Origin of the sequence: Microbacterium sp. nov. GSS16 (assembly GCF_028198145.1) — a bacterium.
Classification (GTDB): Bacteria; Actinomycetota; Actinomycetes; order Actinomycetales; family Microbacteriaceae; genus Microbacterium.
Genome location: NZ_CP116338.1, coordinates 886,643 through 907,162, shown reverse-complemented (window position 1 = coordinate 907,162; position 20,520 = coordinate 886,643). Strand labels below are relative to the sequence as shown.

The following is a 20,520-nucleotide window of genomic DNA, read 5'->3' as shown; positions in this document are numbered from 1 at the left end:
CGGGTATGAGACGGCCCGTACCCGATCCCATCCGTCCAGGCGAGGAGTCCGTGTGGGACTATCCGCGGCCGCCGCGCGCCGAGCCGGAGCGAGAGCGGATCACGATCCGCCTCGGCGGCGTGCTGATCGCCGATACCGTCAACGCGATCCGCGTGCTAGAGACGAGTCATCCGCCGGTCTACTACCTGCCGATCGCGTCGTTCGTCGACGGAGCGCTCATCCCGGCAGAGGGGTCGTCCTTCTGCGAGTTCAAGGGGGAGGCCGCGTACTTCGACGTGCACGGCGGCGAGCGGGTTGTGCCTGGAGCCGCCTGGACGTACCCGCGCCCGGCACGCGGGTTCGAGTCTCTGAGCGGACGCGTGGCGGTCTACGCGGGCGACATGGATGCATGCACGGTCGGCGACGAGCAGGTGACACCGCAGCCTGGCCGGTTCTACGGCGGCTGGATCACGTCCCGCATCCGCGGCCCGTTCAAGGGCGCGCCGGGCTCGATGGGCTGGTGAATGCGCTGATCAGGCGGTGAGGCCCGGTTCGTCGCCGGCACCGCCGCCATGGTCGAACGTGGCCTTGAGCAGCTCTTCGGCCTCGAGCGTGAGATCGATGGTGCGGGCGAGCAGCCCTCCGAGCGAGGTGGCGCGCAGCAGCTCGAGCTGGTCGATCGGCCCCAGCGGCGCTATCGCGGCGAGCTGCCATGACGACTCCAGGGGGTCGTCCGAGATCTCGATGTTCGGATCCCACCGGCTGCCGGAAGTCATCGCCGCGCGCGTGAGCACGCGACGAACGTGCTTCTCCGCCTCGTCGCGCAGCGGCGCGAGTGCCGGATCCCACCTCAGCTCGCCGATGGCGTGCACCTCGGCGGTCGGATACGCCTCGTCGTTCCACCACGCGCCCACTTCGATGCGCTCCCCGCCGACGACGAGCAGCTCGATGTCGCGCTCGGTCGCCGCGACCTCGACGATCCGAGCCATGGTGCCGGTGCGGAACCGGGTATCCCCTCCCCCGGCCTCGGATCCGCGCTCGATGAGCACCACGCCGAACGACGGCTCGTGCGATTCGAGCGCTGCGCCGAGCATCTTCAGGTAGCGCTCTTCGAAGACGCGCAGAGCCAGCGGCGTGTACGGGAACAGCACCGTCTCGAGCGGGAACATCGCAGTGGCTGCCATCGCGCCAGTAAATCACTATGGCCGCGCTGCGTCACCCGGCTCGCGAGGGTCAGTTGAAGTCGCCGCCCCCGCCGCCGAAGTCGCCCGGCGCCATGTCCATGAATCGCGAGTAGTGCCCCTGGAAGGCGACGGTGATCGTCGCGGTGGGGCCGTTTCGGTGCTTGGCGACGATCAGGTCGGCCTCGCCCGGACGGATGTCCTTGTCGTAGGCGGCCTCGCGGTGCAGCAGGATCACCATGTCGGCGTCCTGCTCGATCGAGCCGGACTCGCGCAGGTCGCTGATCGCGGGCTTCTTGTCGGATCGCTGCTCGGCACCACGGTTCAGCTGCGACAGCGCGATCACCGGCACCTGCAGCTCTTTCGCGAGCAGCTTGAGCGCACGCGAGAACTCCGACACCTCCTGCTGACGCGACTCGACGCGCTTACCGCTCGTCATCAGCTGCAGGTAGTCGATGACCACCAGCCGCAAGCCGGCGCGCTGCTTGAGCCGGCGGCACTTGGCGCGGATCTCGACGAGCGTCATGTTCGGGCTGTCGTCGATGTAGAGCGGAGCGTCGTTGATGCGTCCGCGAGTCGCGGCGACGGTGGTCCAGTCACGGGGATCGAGGGTTCCCTTGCGCATGTTCTGCAGCGGGATCGCGCCCTCGGCGCTGAGCAGACGCATCGCGATCTCACTCTTGCCCATCTCGAGCGAGAAGAAGATCGATGGCTCGTTGTGGCCGATGGCTGCCGCCCGGGCGAAATCCAGAGCCAGCGTTGATTTGCCCATAGCAGGCCTCGCGGCCACGACGATCATCTGGCCGCCGTGCAGACCGTTGGTCAGCTCGTCGAGCTCGCGGAATCCGGTCGGGATGCCGGTCATCGTGCCGTCACGGCCGTTGGCCGCCTCGATCTCTTCGACGGCCGCGTCGACGGCGATCGTCAGCGGCACGTAGTCTTCGGCCGTCTCGGATCCGGTCACCGAGTAGATCTCGGCCTGCGCGTTGTTGACGATGTCGGTGGCGTCGCCCTCGCCCGCGTAGCCCAGCTGGACGATGCGCGTGCCCGCGTCGACCAGGCGGCGCAGGATCGCGCGCTCCGCGACGATCCCGGCGTAATAGCCGGCGTTCGCGGCGGTCGGCACGATCGAGGTGAGCGTGTGCAGATAGTCGGCACCACCGGCGCGCCCGAGCTCGCCGGTCTTGATCAGCTCATCGGTGACCGCGACGACGTCGGTCGGCTCACCGTGCGAGTACAGCGACAGGATCGCCTCGAAGATCAGCTCGTGCTTGGGCACGTAGAAGTCGGCGCCCTTGAGCATCTCGATGACATCGGCGACGGCATCCTTCGACAGCAGCATGCCACCCAGCGCGCTCTGCTCGGCCAGAAGATCGTGCGGCGGGGTGCGCTCGGGCGTGCGCGAACCACCCAGACGCTCGTTCGAGATATCTGCGATCGACACCGTGCTCCTCCCGGCCGGCACGACTCGACACACGTCACCGGCGCTTGCGACCGGCGGGTCGTCGGCCTCAGGCGCAAGCAGAACACGCGCCACCGACATCCGGTCTCCCCCAAGCTAGAAGCCGGGTTATCCCCATGCAACTAGGGCTGTGGATAACTATGTGGAGAGTGTGCGAAGAACTCTGGAGTGTCTGTGCAGAACGGGTGTGGACAACTCGGTGGAGAGTTTCAACGTCGTCGAATTTTCTTGCGTTTGATCAGGTTTTCTTCGGTTCCCCACCCTGTGGAGGGATTTCCGCTTCAACGTGAGATTGAAGGTTTCGGCGAGTCGGCGCCGATGTGCAGAACCTGGGGAAAGTCAAGTGGAATCGCGCCCGGGCGCGCCGCGCCGGATCACGCGCCCGTGGACTCGCGGATCACGAGGTCGAGCGGCAGCGGAGAGTCGGCGCCGAGCTGTTCGCCGCGAATCAGACGCACGACCGCCGCCATCATCGCCGCGCCCTTGTCCGCGGTGTGCAGATCGACGGTCGTGAGCTGCGGAGACGCGCTCGTCGAGAAGACGTTGTTGTCGACCGTGGCGACGGCGACGTCATCCGGAACCCCGATTCCGCGCTCCTTCAGCACGCTCAGCGCGCCGGCCGCCATCTGCGCCGACGCGACGAACAGGGCATCCATCTCCACCCCCGCATCGAGCAGCCGACGCGCGGCCGCCGCTCCGCCGGTCGGGGTGTAGTCGCCCTCTTCGCTGCCGGCCTCGTCGAGGCCCGCAGCTCTGAGCACATCGCGCCACCCCTGGAGACGCTCCTGCCCAGCCGACGTGTCGAGCGGTCCGGTGATCGTGGCGATCCGCCGCCGCCCCCGCTCGATGAGATGCCGCGTGGCGAGCGCGCCGACGGCGGTGTTGTCGACGTCGACGATGTGGATCTCTTCACCGGTCTCGCCCGGCGGGCGCACCCCGAAGACGACCGGCAGCGTGCGCGCCAGCTCTCGATACGACGACGATGCGCTGTGATGCGAGAGGATCAGCGCTCCGTCCACATTGCCGCGGCGCAGCAGCTGGTGGGTCTTCTGCGGGTCCTTCTCCGACTCGATGAGCAGCGTGAGCGAGTACTCGGTCGACGACGCATACATCGCGGCGCCCTGGATCACCTCGGCGAAGTACGGGTCTGCGAAGAACTCCGCCGTGCGCTCGGGGATGACCATGGCCACCGTCTGAGTGCTGCGACGGGCGAGGCTGCGCGCCGCACGATTGGGCACGTAACCCACCTTCGCGATCGCCGCATTGACTCGCGCGACGGTGTTCTCGGTGACCCGCGGCGACCCGTTGATCACCCGCGACGCGGTCGAGCTCGACACCCCTGCGAGCGCCGCGACCTCTTCGAGCGTCGGGATCCACGGCTTCGCGCTGTGAGACGGCTTCATCGTCACTCTTCGTCTCCTGCTGCGCATCCAGCGCGATCGTGGACCTCGCCACTCGAGGGCGGACCTCTTCACCGTACGCCACGCGGGCCCGGTGATCACTCCGGGATCCGGTGCTCCTCGATCAGTCGCGACAGCCACCGTCCGCTGTCCTTCACCGTGCGCTCCTGCGTGTCGTAGTCGACGTGCACGATGCCGAATCGCTTGCTGTACCCGTAGCCCCACTCGAAGTTGTCGAACAGCGACCACACGAGATAGCCGCGCAGGTCGACGCCCTGCTGAAGAGCGCGATGCGCCGCAGTGAAGTGACGGCGCAGATAGTCCAGCCTGGCGTCGTCGTGCACTCGATCGCCGATGCGCTCGTCGTCGAAGGCGGCGCCGTTCTCGGTGATGACGAGCGGCAGACCCGGATGCTCGCGACTGAGCCTCAGCAGCAGCTCCTCGAGCCCGTCGGGAGCGATGTTCCATCCCATCGCCGTGTACGGGCCGTCCTGCCTCAGGAATTCGACGATGTCGCTGCCCGGCCAGGCCGAGCCGCCGACGTCCTTGTGACCGTCGGCGCGCTCGCGCGGGGCGGAGCCGTCCCACATGCGCACCCGCGTAGTCGAGTAATAGTTGACGCCGAGGAAGTCGATCGGCTGATGGATGATCTCGGCGTCGCCCGGCCGCACGAACAGCCAGTCGGTGACCTGCGCGGTGTCATCGATGAGATCCGCCGGGTAGCCGCCGACGAGCATCGGGTGGGTGAACGACCTGTTGGCCAGGGCGTCGATGCGTCGCACCGCCTCGGATCGCTGCCCGTCTGCGCCCCGCACGACGTGGAAGTTCAGCGTCACCGACACCTGTGCGTGCGGCGCGACCTCCCGAAGCACCTGCACGGCGAGGCCGTGGGCGAGGTTCAGGTGGTGCATCGCCTGAAGCGCTGCGGCACCGTCGGTGCGGCCGGGAGCGTGCGCGCCCGAGCCGTAGCCGAGGAAAGCGCTGCACCAGGGCTCGTTCAGGGTGGTCCACACCGGCACGCGGTCGCCGAGCGCTCGGGCGACATGGCGGGTGTACTCGGCGAAGCGATAGGCGGTCTCGCGGTTGGTCCAGCCGCCGGCATCCTCGAGCGCCTGCGGCAGGTCCCAGTGATAGAGAGTCGCGATCGGACGGATGCCGCGGGCGATCAGGCCATCGACGAGGCGGCCGTAGAAGGCCAGGCCCGCCACGTTCACCGGTCCGGATCCGGTCGGCTGGATGCGCGGCCACGAGATCGAGAACCGGTACGCCTCGATGCCGAGCTGAGCCATCAGGTCGAGGTCGGACTCGAGCCGGTTGTAGTGGTCGACGGCGACGTCGCCCGTGTCCCCGTCGACGACCCTGCCCGGCGTGGCGCTGAACGTGTCCCAGATGGAGGGCCCCCGTCCGTCGGCGGTGGCGGCGCCCTCGATCTGATACGCCGCAGTGGCCGCGCCGATGACGAATCCGGCGGGGAAGTCGAGTCCGGCGTCCCGGTAGTCGGGGCTGTCTCTGGTGTGGGCCTGCATCTCGATCGTCATGTCAGCCTTTCACTGCGCCTTGCATGATTCCGGTCACGAGCTGCTTTCCCGCGACGAAGAAGAGGATGAGGAGAGGGATCACCGAGAGCACCGCACCGGCGAGCACCATCGCATTGTCGGGGTTCTGCCCGCCGGCGGCGCTCAGCGCCGCCAGCGCGGTCTGCACGCTGGGATTGCGAGGGCTCAATGCCAGCAGCGGCCACAGGTAGTCGGTCCAGGCGGCCATGAAGCTGAACAGTCCGAGCACGGCCATCGCGGGGCGCGCGGCAGGCAGGGCGACGTGCCAGAACGTGCCCCACATGCTCGCGCCGTCGACGCGCGCCGCTTCGATGAGCTCATCGGGGATGACGTCGACGAGATACTGGCGCATGAAGAACACCCCGAAAGCGGTCACCATCCCGGGGATGATGACGGCCTGCAGAGTGCCGATCCAGCGCCACTCGGCCATCAGCATGAACAGCGGGATGATGCCCAGCTGAGTCGGAACGGCCATGGTGGCGATCACCGTCACGAGCAGGCCGGTGCGCCCCCGGAAGCGCAGCTTGGCGAACGCGTATCCGGCCAGGGTCGAGAAGAAGACGACCGAGATCGTGATCGCGGCGGAGATCACCGCGCTGTTCACCAGCGAGAGCAGGAACGGCACGCTCTCGAATGCCTTGCCGGCGTTGGTGAGGAAGTTCGGTCCAGGCAGCACTGCCGGGGGCACGAGGTTGATGTCGGACGACTGACGTGAGGCGATGACGAATGACCACCACAGCGGGAACGCCGATCCCACGAAGTAGGCGATGAGCAGCGCATACGTGAGCATGCCGGGGCGCTCGTACGCGCGGCGGCGTCTGGCACGGCGTTCGGATGCCTCGGCGCGGCGCTGATCGAACTCGGGCGAACCGGGCGCGACGGGACGGGTGAGGATGGCGGTCATGATGCTCCCTGCTGCTCGCGGGCCGAACGGGCGCGCGCAGTGCGCATTCGCGCGGTCTTCGCGTCAGCCGAGCGGATGGCCCGGGTGACCGCGAAGCTGAGCAGGCCGACGAGCATGATGATGACGAACAGGATCCACGCCGTCGCCGACGCCCGGCCGAAGTCGCGCAACGGGAAGCCGAGCTGGTAGAGGTACAGGACGATCGTCTGGAACTGGCGGTCGCTGCCGCCGTAGGTGCGGCTGTCGAACAACCTCGGCTCGGCGAAGATCTGCAGCCCTCCGATGGTCGCGGTGATGACGACGAAGATGAGAGTCGGGCGGATCAGCGGAATCGTGATCGACCAGAACTGGCGCAGCCTGCTCGCCCCGTCGATGGTCGCCGACTCGTACATGTCGCGCGGCACGGCCTGCATGGCGGCGAGCAGGAGCAGGGCGTTGTAGCCGGTCCAACGCCAGTTGACCATGGTCGCGATCGCGACGTGCGAGGGGAAGACGTCGAAGGTCCAGCGGATCGGGTCGAGACCCAGCAGCTCGAGCAGACCGGCGACGGGTCCGTGGTACTGGTTGAACACCTGCAGGAAGATGACTGTCACGGCCACCGGAGCGACGATGTACGGCAGCAGGATGCTCATGCGCCAGAACGTCCTGCCGCGGATCGCCTGGTTCAGCAGCGCCGCCACCCCTGTGGCGATGACGAGCTGCGGGATCGCCGAGAGCAGGAAGATGCTGAACGTGTTGCGGAAGGCGTTCCAGAAGAACGGATCGCTCAGCACCGTGACGTAGTTCTGAAGTCCGACGAAGTCGCCCTGCCCCTTGAGCAGATGCCAGTCGTACAGCGAGACGTTGAAGGTGTACGCGATGGGGAAGACGCCGATCAACGCGAAGAGGATGAAGAACGGCGCGATGTACAGGTAAGGGGAGAAGGTGTGGTCGAAGCGACTCACCTTCTGCCGGAACGTCAGTTCCGTTCGGGGCGCTCTGCTGGTTGTGATGCTCATCGTTGAACCAATCGCAAGATGGGTGCGGAGAGATGGATGCACGGGCGGCTCGACGGCGTGACGCGTCGAGCCGCCCGGGCAGTCAGCTCCGGAACTGGTCGAGCAGCTCCATGGCGGCGTCCCAGGCCTCGTCGGCGTCGGTGACCTCGCCCTGACTGACGCGGTCGAAGATGGGGCCGAAGACGTTGTCCTGGATGTTGGAGTCCTCCGGTCCCTTCACCTGCGCCACGACGCCCTTCGAGCGCTCGGCGAAGATCTGACCGATCGGAGCGTCGTTGAAGAACGGGCTGGTGGTGTCGGCGACCAGCTTCTGACCCTCCATCGTGCTGGGATACGGGCCGGCCTTCTCGAACGCCGACGCCTGCTGCTCGGGCGATGCCAGCCACAGCGCGAGCTTCGCCGCCTCCTCCTTGTGCTCGGACGACTCTGCGACACCGAGGAATGCGCCACCCCAGTTGGCCGCGCCGCCGGGGAGCACGTTCGCGAAGTCCCAGCCGCTGTCGGTCGTGCCCTCGTCGTAGTAGCCCTGCACGATGCCGAGCATCCAGCTCGGGCACATGTAGACGGCGAAGTCGCCGGCCTTGGCCTCGGGACCGACCTCCCAGCCGGGAAGGCCTGCGCCGAGACCGTCCTTCTCGGCTTCGACGATCTTGGCGAAGTGCTCCTTCAGCACCTCGTTGTCGTCGATGTTGAGGGTCTCGCCGTCCTTCTTGTAGTAGCCCTCCTTCTGCTGGTTGACGAAGGAGTTCCAGAAGAATCGCGGGCTGTGGTAGAAGGCTTTGCCCGACTTGTCGACGTACTCCTTGCCGACCTCGAAGAAGCGATCCCAAGTGGCATCTTCGCCGCCGAAGTAGGCCGCCACCTCCTCACGGTCGCTGGGCAGCCCCGCGGCCTCGAAGAGGTCGCCGCGGTAGCAGAGGCCCTGCGGGCCGATGTCGAGGCCGGCGCCGATCACCTTGCCGTCGGCCGTGGTGCCCTGCTCGTACTTCCAGTCGAGCCAGGAGTCCTTGACGTCTTCGATGCCGTAGTCGCGCAGGTCGACGAACGCGTCGGACACCTCGGCGATCGTGCCGAGCCAGCCCTCCTCGATCGCCACGATGTCGCTGAGGCCGGTGCCGGCGGCGATCTTCGCGTAGGCGTCGTCGCGCGCAGCTCCACCGCCCTCGAGGTTGGTCGCCTCGATCTTGATGTTCGGATTCTGCTTCATGTACTCGGCGTACTTCGCATCGACGCCCATCGTGCCGAAGGTCGTGATCGACAGGGTGATCTCGTCGTCACTCGCTTCGGCACCACCTCCACTCGAGCATCCGGTGGCGACGAGGGCCACGGCTGCGACGCCGGCGACGGATGCGGCGATCTTGTTTCGTGCTGATTTCACGGTCACTCCCTTGTGTGCGCTCCGGGTGAAGTATGCAAGCGCTCCCATGACTCGACGTGGGAGCGCTCCCAGCAGCTTCGGCGTTCACGTTACGCTCGCGCGTCGAGCCCTGTCAAGAGCTTTGTGGGCGCGCTCCCACGGCGAAGTCGCATTCCTTCACCTCAGCGAGCGACACGGCTCAGCGCGTGCGTGACAGCTGCCGACGCGCCTCGTCGATGATCGTCACGACCTCGATCGACGTCCGCAGCGGATGCAGCGGCGACTCGAGGAGCCCGTCATCGATGTGCTCCGCCACCGATACGGCCTGCCAGGCCATCCCCTCGCGGTGGCGCAGGCCGGACTCGTCGACGAACCGACCTCGGGCATCCCCGCGCTGCGCGAAGAAACCCCCCGGGAACACGAACGACGGGTCGATCTGCACGGAGCCGTCGGATCCGGAGATGGATGCCGCGCCCGGCGACGTCACCCGGATGCTCGTGCTCAGCAGAGCCTGAGCGCCCGACGCGTAGTCGAGCACGAGCGCACTCTGCTGATCGACGCCCGAATCGGTGAGAGTGCCGACGGCCGTGACGGCTGTCGGCGTTCCCAGCCACAGGTGGCTGAGCCAGACGAGGTACACGCCGAGGTCGAGCAGCGCCCCGCCTCCCAGGGCCGGATCGAAGAGCCGGCCGCCGTCGGCGGGGTCGGCGGCGAAGCCGAGATCGGCGAGGAGAAGTCGCGGATCCCCGATGATGCCGTCTTCGAGCAGGTGCAGCATGACATCCGTCTGCGGAAGGAAGCGGGTCCACATCGCCTCCATCGCGAAGACCCCGGCGGCGCCGGCAGCGGCGGCGACCTCGCGCGCCTCGTCGGCGGAGAGCCCGATCGGCTTCTCGATGAGCACGTGCTTGCCGGCGGCGATCGCATCGATCGCGAGTCGCCGATGCTCGCTGTGCGGTGCGGCGATGTACACGATCTGCACCTGCTCGTCGCCGTACAGCCCGGCGTAGTCGTCGTGCACCCTGGCGATGTCGTGACGCCGCGCGAACGAACGCGCTCGGTCGACCGATCGCGAGGCGACCGCGATCACGCGCTGGTCGGTGTGCGCGTGCAGGGCGTGCACGAAGTCCGCCGCGATGCCGCCGGGCGCGACGACACCCCATCGCAGAGCGGGACCGCCCCTCAGCGGTGTCGTGCGCGGAGCGGGCATGGTCAGGACGGGCGCGGTCATGAGTCCTGAACCTAATGCACCGAACTGCCCGCCCTGCACGTGAGTCCTGACGCAGGGGTGGACGATCTCGAGGTCGTCGGGTATCGTCCTGGGCACGATCGGAGATTTCTCGGATTGCACGGGGGGGCTGAGCGTGAACGTGGAGATGACAGGGGTCCGCAGATCTGCGGTGTACCTCTGGGGCGCGCTCTTCGTGCTCGCCTGGGCGCTGCTCAGCGCCGTGTTCTCCGGCGGTGACGCCCGAGCGGATGACGAAGCTCCGACGCCTCTGTCGGGGTTGACGTCACTCGTGGGCGAGACGCTGGGCGATGTCGTGGCCCCGGTCGCCAAGACGGCGACGTCGACCGTCGAGCAGATCGCATCTCCCGTGGTCTCGACCGTCGAGAAGGCGGTCGAGAAGACGACCGCCACCGTGGCATCCGTGCCGGTGGTGGGAGCTCCGGCGGCCGAGGTGATCGCCACGACGGGCGACACGGTCTCGGCCGTGACGCAGACCGTCGGAGCGGTCGCCGAGTCGGCTCCCGTCAGCGCGATCGTGGCGCCGGTGACCGATGTCGTCAGCAGCGTTCCCGTGGTCGGTGCGGTCGTCGACGGACTGGGCGCGACCGACCTCGTCGGGGAAGTCGCGACCGGCGTCGATGGCATTCTCGAGGTGGTGCCACCTGTGATCGACAGCACGATCGAGCCCGTCGTCGACGGACTGAAGCCGAGCATCCCGACCACGGGCGACACGGCGCTCCCCGACGCCGAGGTTCCGTCAGACACTGACTCCTCAGAAGCCGGCCCCGCTGTGGAGGCCGCGGCCGAACCCGATGCCGAGCCCGAGGGGCTCACCGCTGAGGCGACTTCGGCGCATCCGTCGACCTTCGCCTTCGCCGTCTCCATGAGCGCAGACGCGTCACCGCCGGCGCGGGACGCCGTCGTTCAGCCGGCCGCACCATCCGGCAACCCGCACGGTGCGCCCGCGAGCGGCCCGGGCGCCGTGACACCGACAGCTGCCGCAGGCGGCACCGGGCCCGCGTCGGGCACGAGCTCTGACACTCCATCCTCCGCGCGTCTCGACGACGCGGCGTCTTCACGAACGGGCATCCCCGATGATGCCGCTCTGCCGGCGTCTCCGGCGGGCAGCACCGACGTCTCCCCTGACTGACGAGAGGGCGGCCGATTCTGCATCGGCACGCCGGATCACGCGACCGTGTGATCTTCATCTCGTACAGATCAGGAGAAATTCTCATGCGCACTATCGTCAAGCACGCCATGTGGGGCGTGCTCATCGCCGGCGGCGTCTCGCTGCTCGGCGCCACGGCCGCGAATGCGGCTGAAACGAACGGAGACGAAGGTCTTCTCTCGGGGACGCAGATTCTCGCACCCATCACCGCGCCCGTCGACGTCGTCGGCAACGCGGTGTCGGTACTCGGCGACGGGGTCGTCGGGTCGATTCCGGATGCCGCTCCACCGGCACCGGCTCCCGCCCCGGCTCCGGCACCGGCCGAGACCAGCGGCGACGACGGCGTGGCGTCGGGCACGCAGGCGCTCATCGACGTGGCCGTTCCGGTGACCGTGTCGGGGAACGCCGTGAGTGTTCTCGGGTCGTCCGCGACTCAGGCGGATACGGCTGCTCCCGCGCCGGCGCCCGCACCGGCCCCGGCACCGGCCAGCACCTCCGGGTCTGACGGCATCCTGGCGGGAACCCAGGGTCTCATCTCGGTGACCGCGCCCATCACGGTGACCGGCAATGGCATCTCCCTGCTGGGCGACTCCACCGTCGTTCAGGGAGCCGACGCAGCCCACGCTCCCGCCCAGGCACCCGCGACCGACGCCACGACCGGCGGAGACAACGGGATCCTCGGCGGCACCCAGGTGCTCGCACCCATCACCGCACCCCTCACGGTCACCGGCAACGGCATCTCCGTCCTGGGCGATTCCACCGTCGCTCAGGGATCCGACGCAGCCTCGGCTCCCGCCCAGGCACCCGCGACCGACGCCATGACCGGCGGACACGACGGCATCCTCAGCGGCACCCAGGTGCTCGCACCCATCACCGCGCCCATCACGGTGACCGGCAACGGCATCTCCGTCCTGGGCGATTCCACCGTCGCTCAGGGATCCGACGCAGCCTCGGCTCCCGCACAGGCACCCGCGACCGACGCCATGACCGGCGGAGACGACGGCATCCTCAGCGGCACCCAGGTGCTCGCACCCATCACCGCACCCATCACCATCGGCGGCAACGGCATCTCGCTGATCGGCGACAGCACCGTTGAGGTTCCCGGCGCCAACCCCGGGACCGAACCCGGCACCGACCCGGGAACCGACCCGGGAACCGAGCCCGGAACCGAGCCAGGAACCGACCCGGGAACCGAGCCCGGAACCGACCCAGGAACCGACTCGGAGCCTGGGACGGACGCCGCATCCGGCAGCGACCAGGGGACGACTCTCGGCGTCGTCGCCGCGGCGACGGCATCGCCTCGCGTGGCAGCCATGACGTCGACCATGACCAGCGCTCCGGCGCTGGCCGTGACCGGCGGCGGACAGATGGCTCCGGCATTCGCCCTGCTCGCCGGCCTGATGCTGTTCCTCGGGGCAGCGCTGATCGGTCGCGCTCGCGCGGCGGCCTGACACCAGCCCTTGCGGCGGATGCGACCTCGACAGTCGCATCCGCCGCAGCGGCATGCCCTGACGAGGATATCTCCGGCATCCGTCTCGCACCCGCCCCGGGTCAGAAACGTACGAAATCCAGCCCCGAAGCGGGCATAGTCGACCCCGCACCGCCCCTCATCGCTCCGGCTTCGCGGTCGCGCCATGCAGAAGGCCCCCGGCATCCGGAGATGTCGGGGGCCTGCTGGTGCAGTGAGATTACTTCGCGGCGATGACCTGGAGGGTGATCACGGCGGTGACGTCGTCGTGCAGACGAACCGACGCCTCGTGCTCGCCCGTCGTCTTGATCGGAGCGGTGAAGTGAACCTTGCGCTTGTCGATCGAGCCGAGGCCCTCAGCGGCGACGGCGTCGGCCACGTCGGCGGTCTTCACCGAGCCGAACAGGCGCCCCTCGGCGCCGGCCTTGACAGTCAGACGCACCTTGGTGCCCTCGAGCTTGTTCTTGAGTGCGGTCGCCTCGTCGAGGTCGTGGATCTGGCGGGCCTTGCGGGCTGCCTGGATCGACTCGACCTGCTTCTGGCCACCACGGGTCCACGCCACTGCGTAGCCCTTGGGGACGAGGTAGTTGCGGGCGTACCCGTTCTTGACCTCGATGACGTCACCGGCGCTACCCAGCCCGGCGACCTCGTTCGTGAGAATCAGCTTTGCCATGTCGGTACCCCTCAGCGGCCAGCGCCGGCATAGGGCAGGAGAGCCATCTCGCGAGCGTTCTTGATCGCCTTGGCGATCAGACGCTGCTCCTGCACCGAGACACCGGTGATACGACGGGCGCGGATCTTGCCGCGCTCCGAGATGAACTTGCGAAGCGTCGCGACATCCTTGTAGTCGATGACGCCAACGCGGATGGACTTCGCGGGAGCGGTGGGCTTGCCACCCTTCCGCGGCTTGCGGCGATCGCCGCTCGACTTTCCAGCCATGTTTCTTCCTTAAGAGATGAGATCGGATGCCTGGGCATCCGGAATTCAGAACGGGGTGTCGTCGCCGAAGCTGCCCGGAGTGCTCCAGGCGTCAGCGCTCGAGGAGCCGGGCGTCGACCACGGCTCGTCCGAGACCTGCTGCTGCTGCTGCGGACGCGACTGCCCACCGCCGTTGGATGCGGCCCGCGTGACCTGTGCCGTCGCGTATCGCAGCGACGGACCGATCTCGTCAACCTCCAGCTCGATAGCCGTGCGGTTGTTGCCTTCGCGGTCCTGGTAGGAGCGCTGACGCAGACGGCCCTGCGCGATGACGCGCATGCCCTTGGTCAGCGAGCCTGCCACGTGCTCGGCGAACTCGCGCCATACCGACGCGCGGAGGAACAGCGCTTCGCCGTCCTTCCACTCGTTGGCCTGACGGTCGAACGTGCGCGGGGTCGAGGCGATGGTGAAGTTCGCCACCGGCAGACCGTTCTGCGTGTAACGCAGCTCGGGGTCTGCCGTGAGGTTGCCCACCACGGTGATGACGGTTTCGCCGGCCATGAGCCTTAGGCCTTTGCGACCTTGGGCTTGCGAGCGGCCTTGTCGGCTGCGCGCTTGGCCTCGGCGGCGACCATGGCCTGTGCCTCTTCAGCACGCAGGACCTTGGTGCGGAACACGAGCTCGCTCAGACCGAGCTGACGGTCGAGCTCCTGCGTGGCCTCGCTGGTGGCGGTGAAGTTGACGACGGCGTAGATGCCCTCGTTCTTCTTGTTGATCTCGTAGGCGAAACGACGCTTGCCCCAGATGTCGACCTTGTCAATCGAGCCACCATCGTTGGTGATGACCTTCAGGAACTTGTCGAGGTTGGGGGCAACCTGGCGCTCGTCCAGCTCGGGGGTCAGAATGACCATGAGCTCGTACTGGTGCGTCACTTACCCACCTCCTTCGGACTAGAACGGCTCCCGGGACTTTCCCGGAAGCAGGAGGGTGTGTAGCACGTCGTCTGACGCAGCTTCCCGAATGGATGCCGGCGGGCAGACAACCACAGCAGTCTACCGGATCGACGCGTATGCCGCAGACCGTCGTCGCACCGGCTCTGCGAGCGGGCTCGGCGCGAGCGTGAAGTCCGCTGCCAGGGCATCCGGAACAGCCGGTCGGCTACGGCGGCGCTTCAGCGCGGCCAGCGCTGCGATCGCCGGCGTCACGAGCACGGCCGCGATGCGTCCCGACGGTGTGCGGTCGGCGTCGCCGAGCACCATCCGGCGGTGCCACGCTGCGTGCAGGGCACCGCCGCGCGGCAATGGCACCGCGCGCGCGGGCAGGGCGCCGCGGCGTCGCTGCGCGACCAGCGCGCGCACCTGCTCCCACCACCGCGAATCGCGCGAATCGTGGAAGTAGTTGGCCGCCGCCCACTGCGGGTCCGGATGCCGGAAGCGCCGCGCCACCACGTCATCTCCGCCGCCGAGCAGCCCGCTGCGGTCGAAGACGCGGTTGAGCAGGTCGGGCCGGATGCCGAAGTCGTCGAGTGCGATCACCGGGACGCCCGCGGCCAGCGCCTCCACGGCCGCCGTCGAACTCACCGTGACGAGGCCTTCGGCAGTGGCCAGCGCCTCGGCCATCGGCGCGAACGAGAAGACGAGGTTCTCGGGGGCGTTCTCCAGCAGGTCGGTGTAGCCGTCGCGCTCCTGATGCGCTTCGACTTCACCTGGCCGCGAGCGCAGCTTGACGACGACGCGGCGCGACGGGTCGGCCACCGCCGCGAGGCGCAGGACCTCGGCGATGCGGCGCCGCTCGGCACGATCACCCGGCACGAGCGCCTGCGCGGCGAACACGAGGTCGGTGCCTGTGCTCGCCACCCGAGCCGGCTTCGCGAACGGAAACGTCGCGAGCCCCACGGGCACCGTGACGCCGAGGGCACGGCCGAGGCGCGTGTACGCGGTGACCTCGCGGCGCGAATGCACCACGACGAGGTCGCAGTGCCGGCGATACTCGAGTGCGCCGCGCAGCGCGGGGATCGACATACCCGGCAGACCGCTGACCACGACAGGGCGGCGGGTGAGCCGGTCGATCTCGCGTCCGAGCAGACGCACGAACGGGGCGCGACCCGCGAGCACGACGACGTCGGGAGTGTCTCTGGCGAGCCAGTCGGCGACGTCGTCGAAGGCGATCCGCGTGATCGACGCGGGGTGGTCGGCGAAGCGGGTGCCGGCGACCGCGGCATCCCGCTGCGCATCGCTCACGACCAGCGGCGTGTGCACCAGCAGCAGGTGCTGACTGATGTCGTCTACCTGGTCGATGAGGTGGGCGGCCCACTTCACGAACGAGTCGGCGTCGCCGATGGCGACCACCCGCAGGCGGGGCGGCCGGCTGCCGGGGAAAGTCATGCCCCGACGCGACGCAGCTTGGCCATGGGAGCGAGCTCGCCCGGATAGACGCGCTTGACTCCGTCGCCGAGTGCTTCCTCGATGACGCGGATGTCGCGAACCAGGCGCTCGAGACCCGCCGGTTCGAGGGACGCGGCGTGATCCGAGCCCCACATGGCGCGGTCGAGTGTGATGTGGCGCTCGACTCCCACTGCGCCAAGCGCGACGGCGGCGAGCGAGATCTGCAGGCCGCGCTCATGGCCGGAGTAGCCCACCGGCACGCCCGCGTAGCGGTCGCGCAGCGTGGCGATCATCTTCAGGTTCGCCTCGCCCGACTCCATCGGATACGTCGACGTGGCGTGCATGAGGATGGTGCGGTCGGAGCCCAGCGTGTCGAGCGCCCGGTCGATCTGCTCGATCGTCGACATGCCGGTGGAGAGGATGACGGGCTTGCCGGTCGCGCGCAGCGCCTGCAGCAGCTCGGTGTCGGTGAGGCTGGCGGATGCCACCTTGTGGGCGACCACGTTCAGGTCCTCGAGGAACTCGACGCTCGGCACATCCCACGGCGAGGCGAACCAGTGCAGGCCTGCCATCGTCGCGTAGTCGCCGATCTCGATGTACTGCTCACGGTCGAACTCGACCCTGCGGCGGTAGTCGAGGTAGCTCATGGTGCCCCAGGGCGTCTCGCGGGACACGTCGCGCATGTGCTCGGGAGTGGCGATCTCCGGAGTGCGCTTCTGGAACTTCACGGCGTCGGCGCCAGCGGCGCGGGCCACGTCGATGAGCTGCTTGGCGATCTCGACATCGCCGTTGTGATTCAGGCCGATCTCGGCGATGACGTACGTGGGACGGCCTCCGCCGATCACGCGGTCTGCGATGGTGACGGTCATGAGGACCCTCCGTTTCCGGTCGTGTCCTCCCGGTCTACGCGGGTCGGGTGAACCTGCGGCGTCGAGCCGGTGACCGGCTGCCGACGCTCGTACGGCGAACCGGGGCGGCGGGAATCAGCGCGCGGCGAGCATGCGCTCGGCAACCTCGCGCACCGCTCCCTCGCCACCGCGACGAGTCAGGACGACGCGCGCGGCCGCCCTCACGGCGGGGTGGGCGTTCGCCACGGCGATCGGCCAGCCGACGATGTCGAGGGCGGCGAGGTCGTTCACGTCGTTGCCGACGTAGGCGATGTCGGCGAGCGCGATGCCGTTCTCGGCGGCCCACGACTCCAGAGCGGCGGTCTTGTCTTCGATGCCGTGCAGCACCGGCACCTGCAGCTTCTCAGCCCGACGAGCGACGACGGGGTTCAGTTCGGTGGAGAGGATGAGCATCGGGATACCCGCGCGGCGCAGCCGCGAGACGCCCATACCGTCCTCCCGGCTCACCCGCACCGACTCGCGGCCCTCGGTGTCGACCGTGGCCGTGTCGTCGGTGTGCACCCCGTCGAAGTCGGTGACGAGCACGGATGCCGGGATCGGGGCATCCGGTGCGGGGTCGAGCGCCGCGAGAGCGTCTGCGACGGCGAGCTGGTGCTCGTCGTCGATCTCGATGGCGGAGGTCTCGGGCACGTCGACGATGCCGATGCGGCCGAAGAACCGGTGACCCGCCGCGCGGAAGCCATCGGCGGTGAAGGCGTAGAACGCCCCGGTCTCGAGGTGGTGCGGCTCGCGGTCCTGCCGGCGCGGCCTGTTCGACGCGTCGTGGTTGACCGCGGTGGCCAGCTGATCGGCATCCCGTCGCCAGAGGAAGCCATAGGTCTCGTGAGCGGAGAAAACGCTGTCGTAGCGGTCGGTCGCGATGTGCGCGGCGGCCTCGGCGATGCCCTCGCTCGGGATGAAGGGGGACGTCGCCTGCACGAAGACCACGGTGCCGACCAGGACGCCGTCGGCGGCGAGCGCGTCGAGGGCGTGCAGCACCGCGCTCTCCGACGTCGCGGTGTCGCTCGACAGATCGGCTGGGCGCGTGATGACCCGCGCACCCGCCGCGGCGGCGACGCGTGCGATCTCGGCGTCGTCGGTGCTGACGACCACCAGGTCCACGCCTCGAGCCTCTGCAGCAGCGCGAACCGCGCGTTCGACCAGCGATATCCCGCCGACCCGCCGCAGGTTCTTGCCCGGCACGCCCTTCGACCCGCCGCGCGCGGGGATGATCGCGACAGTGAGCTCGTTCTCGGTCATCGGCCGGTCGCCGCCTTCCAGACTCTGCGGGCGCGGCGCTTCGCGCCGGCTGCGGTGAGCTGCAGCTCCTCCCAGCGCCCGACTCCCCCGGCCTGGCGACCCGGCCGCTGCCACCGACCCCGCGCGGGCGCACCGGGCAGGTCGAGGGCGCGCAGTCGGTCGGATGGCACGTATCGCTCACGGTCGCGGCCGGTCATGGTCGCCAGCGCCGCGATCGCGCGCGGCCGAAGATGCCCGACGATGTGGGGCTGCATGGCGTATCCGACGGCGTCGACGATGCCCTGCAGCTCATCCGTCGCGACGCCGCGCTCGAGGGCGTCGACGATGGCGGCGGGCACTCGGTTGCTGTTCTCGTACGGTGTGAGTCGTGCGAGCACCGTGTCGGATCCCACGGCGTGTCCGGGGATCCCGAACACCGTTCGCGCTGTCGGCAGAGCGGTCGAGAACCCGGCGATGACCGCCGCTGCCCCCAGGCGGTGCGCGACGTACTCCGCCGGCTGGTCGCCGGCGTAGGTGGCGAAGGCGAGCCCTCGAGCGAATGCCCGCTGCCCGAGCGCATCCGAGAGCGCAGGCGGCGCGGAGGGGTGCGGTTTGAACACGACGCGCTGCGCGCCGGCATCCGCCGCCCGGTCGATCATCCGCGTCTGCAATGAGGTCTCGTCGTCTTGGCTCATCAGCCCGAGAGCCGACAGGTACTGCCCGAGGACCAGCGCCGTCGGGACGTCGGGCGACACGAGGGCGTCCAGAACGGCATCCGGCTGCGCCTGCCCCACCTCGCACAGCACCCGCCCGTGATCCGCAGGGTCGACCGGCACCGGGATCGCGCCGGTCTCGGCGAAGACGAGCGGTACGACGCCCGGCACGACATCGGGGTGCACGACGCGGGCGACGCGCTCGGTGACCTGCCGTGGCATGGCGCTGCGGATCGGCGAGTACGTCATGAGCCCGTCGCCGATGACATTCAGCTGCGCCTGCGAGAACAGCGCCATCAGCGTGCGCGCCGGTGCGACCTGCGGCGACTGCACGAACAGCTCGAGCCGGGCGTCGTGGAGGGCCCACGTACGTCTCAGCAGCCGCTCAAGCATCGGCAGATCCTGCTCATCGGGGTGCCAGGTGGTCGGGTGCAGCGGATCGAGCAGCGGGTTCAGCGGCTCGATGCGGTCGAATCGTGCGCGCAGCGGGGCCAGCCGGGGCACGCTCTCGAGATCGGGTGCGGTCTCGGGCACCGCGGCGGTGTTCATCGGCACGAGGATGCGCTCGACATCGTCGTCTCCCAGCAGCCCTGCGTCGATGGCGGCGACTGCCGTCATCAGCCCGTAGGCGCTGTGCAGGGCGAACAGCTGAATCGTCCGGCTCATGCGTGATCCGCGTCCCGGAGCACCCGCGCGAGCACCCGCCTACGGGAGCCGCCGATGCGGTCGATCGCCGTCCGCGCCTGGTCGCGAGGCAGGCGAGCGAGGAGATCCCGGATGCCGGCACGCAGCTCTCTCCGCACGGCAGGCCGCATGCGGCGAGCGCGCACGAGGTGATGCGAACTGAGCGCGAGCACGCTGAACACCGCCTTGGGCAGCAGCTGATCGGCATCCCGATCCGCCTCGACGAGATCGAGCACCTCGCTCAGAGCCCGGGAGAAGTGCAACTGGCGCCGATCGAGCGTCTTGGAGAGCGAGTCGGAGAGACCCCGGCGGTACAGCAGGTGTGGGGCGTCGACGACGGCGAACGACCGCGCGTGCAGGTGCAGCCGCCAGATCCAGGGGCGGTCCTCGGCGGTGAACAGACCATCGCTGAACGCGGCGACGCCGCTCTCGAGCATCCGGCGGTGCAGCAGACCCGCCCACGCGAACGGATAGTCGACCATCGTGCGGTCCTCGACGGGCAGGATCGCCTCGCGCGGATCGGCGACGATCCCGCGATGGGTGAACGGGGCGCGCACGAGCCGCCGCTGCGCACCCTGAACCGTGACGTGATCGGTGCGCACGAAGTCGCAGCCGAGGGCGCGCAGTGCGCGCTGCAGGGCAGGCAGCCGGCCGGGCTGCATCCAGTCATCACCGTCGAGGAAGCAGAAGGAGTCGCCCTCGACGTACGCCAGGCCCTGATTGCGGGCGGTGGCGAGCCCTCTGGGGGTGCCGTTGCGAATCACCTCGGCATGCGCGAACCGCTCGGCGTACCGGCGCATGATCACCCCGGTGTCATCGCTCGAGCCGTCGTCGATCGCGACGAGCTTCAGCGCATGATCGTCGGGGAACTGGCGGACGAGGGTCTCGAGAGCCGTGCCGATGAACCTGCTGGCGTCCTTCGCGGGGACGATCACGGTCATCGACGGTGCGGGCACGGCGTCATCGTGCCTGGCCGCTCTTACGGGCGTCG

At 68.8% G+C, this 20,520-nt stretch carries 20 protein-coding genes; 3 read left to right on the top strand and 17 right to left on the bottom strand.

Going from position 1 to position 20,520, the window contains the following annotated elements; genetic code table 11:
- Positions 1-5: 5 nt before the first annotated feature.
- Positions 6-503, top strand: a complete 498-nt coding sequence (locus tag PGB26_RS04165) for a DUF427 domain-containing protein (protein ID WP_271639084.1) — start codon at positions 6-8, stop codon at positions 501-503.
- A gap of 9 nt (positions 504-512) precedes the next feature.
- Here PGB26_RS04165 and PGB26_RS04160 read toward each other — a convergent pair whose 3' ends face one another.
- From PGB26_RS04160 to PGB26_RS04125, 8 genes are all read right to left on the bottom strand, one after another.
- A complete protein-coding gene (locus tag PGB26_RS04160) occupies positions 513-1,163 on the bottom strand; it encodes an LON peptidase substrate-binding domain-containing protein (protein ID WP_271639083.1) in 651 nt (216 codons plus the stop codon).
- Between the two features lie 49 nt (positions 1,164-1,212).
- Entirely contained in the window at positions 1,213-2,604 is a 1,392-nt protein-coding gene (dnaB, locus tag PGB26_RS04155; RefSeq protein ID WP_333909435.1) for a replicative DNA helicase, read from the bottom strand.
- Positions 2,605-2,996: 392 nt separating this feature from the next.
- On the bottom strand, positions 2,997-4,025 hold the full coding sequence (locus tag PGB26_RS04150) for a LacI family DNA-binding transcriptional regulator (protein ID WP_271639082.1): 1,029 nt from the start codon (positions 4,023-4,025) through the stop codon (positions 2,997-2,999).
- A 95-nt stretch (positions 4,026-4,120) separates the two neighbouring features.
- A complete protein-coding gene (locus PGB26_RS04145) occupies positions 4,121-5,560 on the bottom strand; it encodes a GH1 family beta-glucosidase (protein ID WP_442923003.1) in 1,440 nt (479 codons plus the stop codon).
- Position 5,561: 1 nt separating this feature from the next.
- A complete protein-coding gene (locus PGB26_RS04140) occupies positions 5,562-6,482 on the bottom strand; it encodes a carbohydrate ABC transporter permease (protein WP_271639081.1) in 921 nt (306 codons plus the stop codon).
- Positions 6,479-7,480: a carbohydrate ABC transporter permease gene (locus PGB26_RS04135; RefSeq protein WP_271639080.1), complete on the bottom strand. Its 1,002-nt coding sequence runs from the start codon at positions 7,478-7,480 to the stop codon at positions 6,479-6,481. Before PGB26_RS04135 ends, PGB26_RS04140 begins: the two co-directional genes overlap by 4 nt.
- An 82-nt stretch (positions 7,481-7,562) precedes the next feature.
- Positions 7,563-8,858, bottom strand: coding sequence for an ABC transporter substrate-binding protein (locus PGB26_RS04130; RefSeq protein WP_271639079.1), 1,296 nt, complete (start codon positions 8,856-8,858; stop codon positions 7,563-7,565).
- A gap of 178 nt (positions 8,859-9,036) precedes the next feature.
- Positions 9,037-10,068 (bottom strand): Gfo/Idh/MocA family protein, encoded by a 1,032-nt coding sequence (locus tag PGB26_RS04125; protein ID WP_271639078.1) that lies wholly within the window; start codon positions 10,066-10,068, stop codon positions 9,037-9,039.
- A 145-nt stretch (positions 10,069-10,213) separates the two neighbouring features.
- Here PGB26_RS04125 and PGB26_RS04120 point away from each other — a divergent pair, with 145 nt between their 5' ends.
- The gene (locus PGB26_RS04120) at positions 10,214-11,218 is read left to right on the top strand and encodes a hypothetical protein (RefSeq protein WP_271639077.1); all 1,005 of its coding nucleotides are present in this window, start codon (positions 10,214-10,216) and stop codon (positions 11,216-11,218) included.
- 83 nt (positions 11,219-11,301) lie between these two features.
- Entirely contained in the window at positions 11,302-12,687 is a 1,386-nt protein-coding gene (locus tag PGB26_RS04115) for a chaplin family protein (protein ID WP_271639076.1), read from the top strand.
- A gap of 237 nt (positions 12,688-12,924) precedes the next feature.
- Here the strand turns inward: PGB26_RS04115 and rplI are convergent, their stop codons facing one another.
- From rplI to PGB26_RS04070, 9 genes are all read right to left on the bottom strand, one after another.
- A complete protein-coding gene (gene rplI / locus PGB26_RS04110; RefSeq protein ID WP_271639075.1) occupies positions 12,925-13,377 on the bottom strand; it encodes a 50S ribosomal protein L9 in 453 nt (150 codons plus the stop codon).
- Positions 13,378-13,388: 11 nt separating this feature from the next.
- Positions 13,389-13,643, bottom strand: a complete 255-nt coding sequence (gene rpsR / locus PGB26_RS04105; RefSeq protein ID WP_071641238.1) for a 30S ribosomal protein S18 — start codon at positions 13,641-13,643, stop codon at positions 13,389-13,391.
- 45 nt (positions 13,644-13,688) lie between these two features.
- The gene (locus PGB26_RS04100; protein ID WP_271639072.1) at positions 13,689-14,183 is read right to left on the bottom strand and encodes a single-stranded DNA-binding protein; all 495 of its coding nucleotides are present in this window, start codon (positions 14,181-14,183) and stop codon (positions 13,689-13,691) included.
- Between the two features lie 5 nt (positions 14,184-14,188).
- The gene (gene rpsF / locus PGB26_RS04095) at positions 14,189-14,554 is read right to left on the bottom strand and encodes a 30S ribosomal protein S6 (protein ID WP_204974971.1); all 366 of its coding nucleotides are present in this window, start codon (positions 14,552-14,554) and stop codon (positions 14,189-14,191) included.
- Positions 14,555-14,674: 120 nt separating this feature from the next.
- Positions 14,675-16,006, bottom strand: a complete 1,332-nt coding sequence (locus PGB26_RS04090; protein ID WP_271639070.1) for a DUF6716 putative glycosyltransferase — start codon at positions 16,004-16,006, stop codon at positions 14,675-14,677.
- A complete protein-coding gene (locus PGB26_RS04085) occupies positions 16,003-16,875 on the bottom strand; it encodes an N-acetylneuraminate synthase family protein (protein ID WP_271639068.1) in 873 nt (290 codons plus the stop codon). Before PGB26_RS04085 ends, PGB26_RS04090 begins: the two co-directional genes overlap by 4 nt.
- A 114-nt stretch (positions 16,876-16,989) precedes the next feature.
- Entirely contained in the window at positions 16,990-18,153 is a 1,164-nt protein-coding gene (locus PGB26_RS04080; protein ID WP_271639067.1) for an acylneuraminate cytidylyltransferase, read from the bottom strand.
- Positions 18,150-19,511 carry a polysialyltransferase family glycosyltransferase gene (locus PGB26_RS04075; RefSeq protein ID WP_271639066.1) on the bottom strand — a complete coding sequence of 454 codons (1,362 nt, stop codon included), beginning with the start codon at positions 19,509-19,511 and terminating at the stop codon, positions 18,150-18,152. The genes PGB26_RS04080 and PGB26_RS04075 overlap by 4 nt, the downstream gene beginning before the upstream one ends.
- Complete coding sequence (locus PGB26_RS04070; RefSeq protein WP_271639065.1) at positions 19,508-20,485, bottom strand: glycosyltransferase family 2 protein; 978 nt, start codon at positions 20,483-20,485, stop codon at positions 19,508-19,510. The genes PGB26_RS04075 and PGB26_RS04070 overlap by 4 nt, the downstream gene beginning before the upstream one ends.
- Positions 20,486-20,520 lie beyond the last annotated feature (35 nt).

Coding starts and splice junctions, on each gene's coding strand:
- PGB26_RS04145 (WP_442923003.1), bottom strand. CDS start 5,560: ATGACGATCGAGATGCAGGCCCACACCAGAGACAGCCCCGACTACCGG.
- PGB26_RS04075 (WP_271639066.1), bottom strand. CDS start 19,511: ATGAGCCGGACGATTCAGCTGTTCGCCCTGCACAGCGCCTACGGGCTG.
- PGB26_RS04120 (WP_271639077.1), top strand. CDS start 10,214: ATGACAGGGGTCCGCAGATCTGCGGTGTACCTCTGGGGCGCGCTCTTC.
- PGB26_RS04080 (WP_271639067.1), bottom strand. CDS start 18,153: ATGACCGAGAACGAGCTCACTGTCGCGATCATCCCCGCGCGCGGCGGG.
- PGB26_RS04125 (WP_271639078.1), bottom strand. CDS start 10,068: ATGACCGCGCCCGTCCTGACCATGCCCGCTCCGCGCACGACACCGCTG.
- rplI (WP_271639075.1), bottom strand. CDS start 13,377: ATGGCAAAGCTGATTCTCACGAACGAGGTCGCCGGGCTGGGTAGCGCC.
- PGB26_RS04165 (WP_271639084.1), top strand. CDS start 6: ATGAGACGGCCCGTACCCGATCCCATCCGTCCAGGCGAGGAGTCCGTG.
- PGB26_RS04140 (WP_271639081.1), bottom strand. CDS start 6,482: ATGACCGCCATCCTCACCCGTCCCGTCGCGCCCGGTTCGCCCGAGTTC.
- PGB26_RS04135 (WP_271639080.1), bottom strand. CDS start 7,480: ATGAGCATCACAACCAGCAGAGCGCCCCGAACGGAACTGACGTTCCGG.
- PGB26_RS04115 (WP_271639076.1), top strand. CDS start 11,302: ATGCGCACTATCGTCAAGCACGCCATGTGGGGCGTGCTCATCGCCGGC.
- PGB26_RS04160 (WP_271639083.1), bottom strand. CDS start 1,163: ATGGCAGCCACTGCGATGTTCCCGCTCGAGACGGTGCTGTTCCCGTAC.
- PGB26_RS04100 (WP_271639072.1), bottom strand. CDS start 14,183: ATGGCCGGCGAAACCGTCATCACCGTGGTGGGCAACCTCACGGCAGAC.
- rpsR (WP_071641238.1), bottom strand. CDS start 13,643: ATGGCTGGAAAGTCGAGCGGCGATCGCCGCAAGCCGCGGAAGGGTGGC.
- PGB26_RS04085 (WP_271639068.1), bottom strand. CDS start 16,875: ATGACCGTCACCATCGCAGACCGCGTGATCGGCGGAGGCCGTCCCACG.
- PGB26_RS04090 (WP_271639070.1), bottom strand. CDS start 16,006: ATGACTTTCCCCGGCAGCCGGCCGCCCCGCCTGCGGGTGGTCGCCATC.
- PGB26_RS04150 (WP_271639082.1), bottom strand. CDS start 4,025: ATGAAGCCGTCTCACAGCGCGAAGCCGTGGATCCCGACGCTCGAAGAG.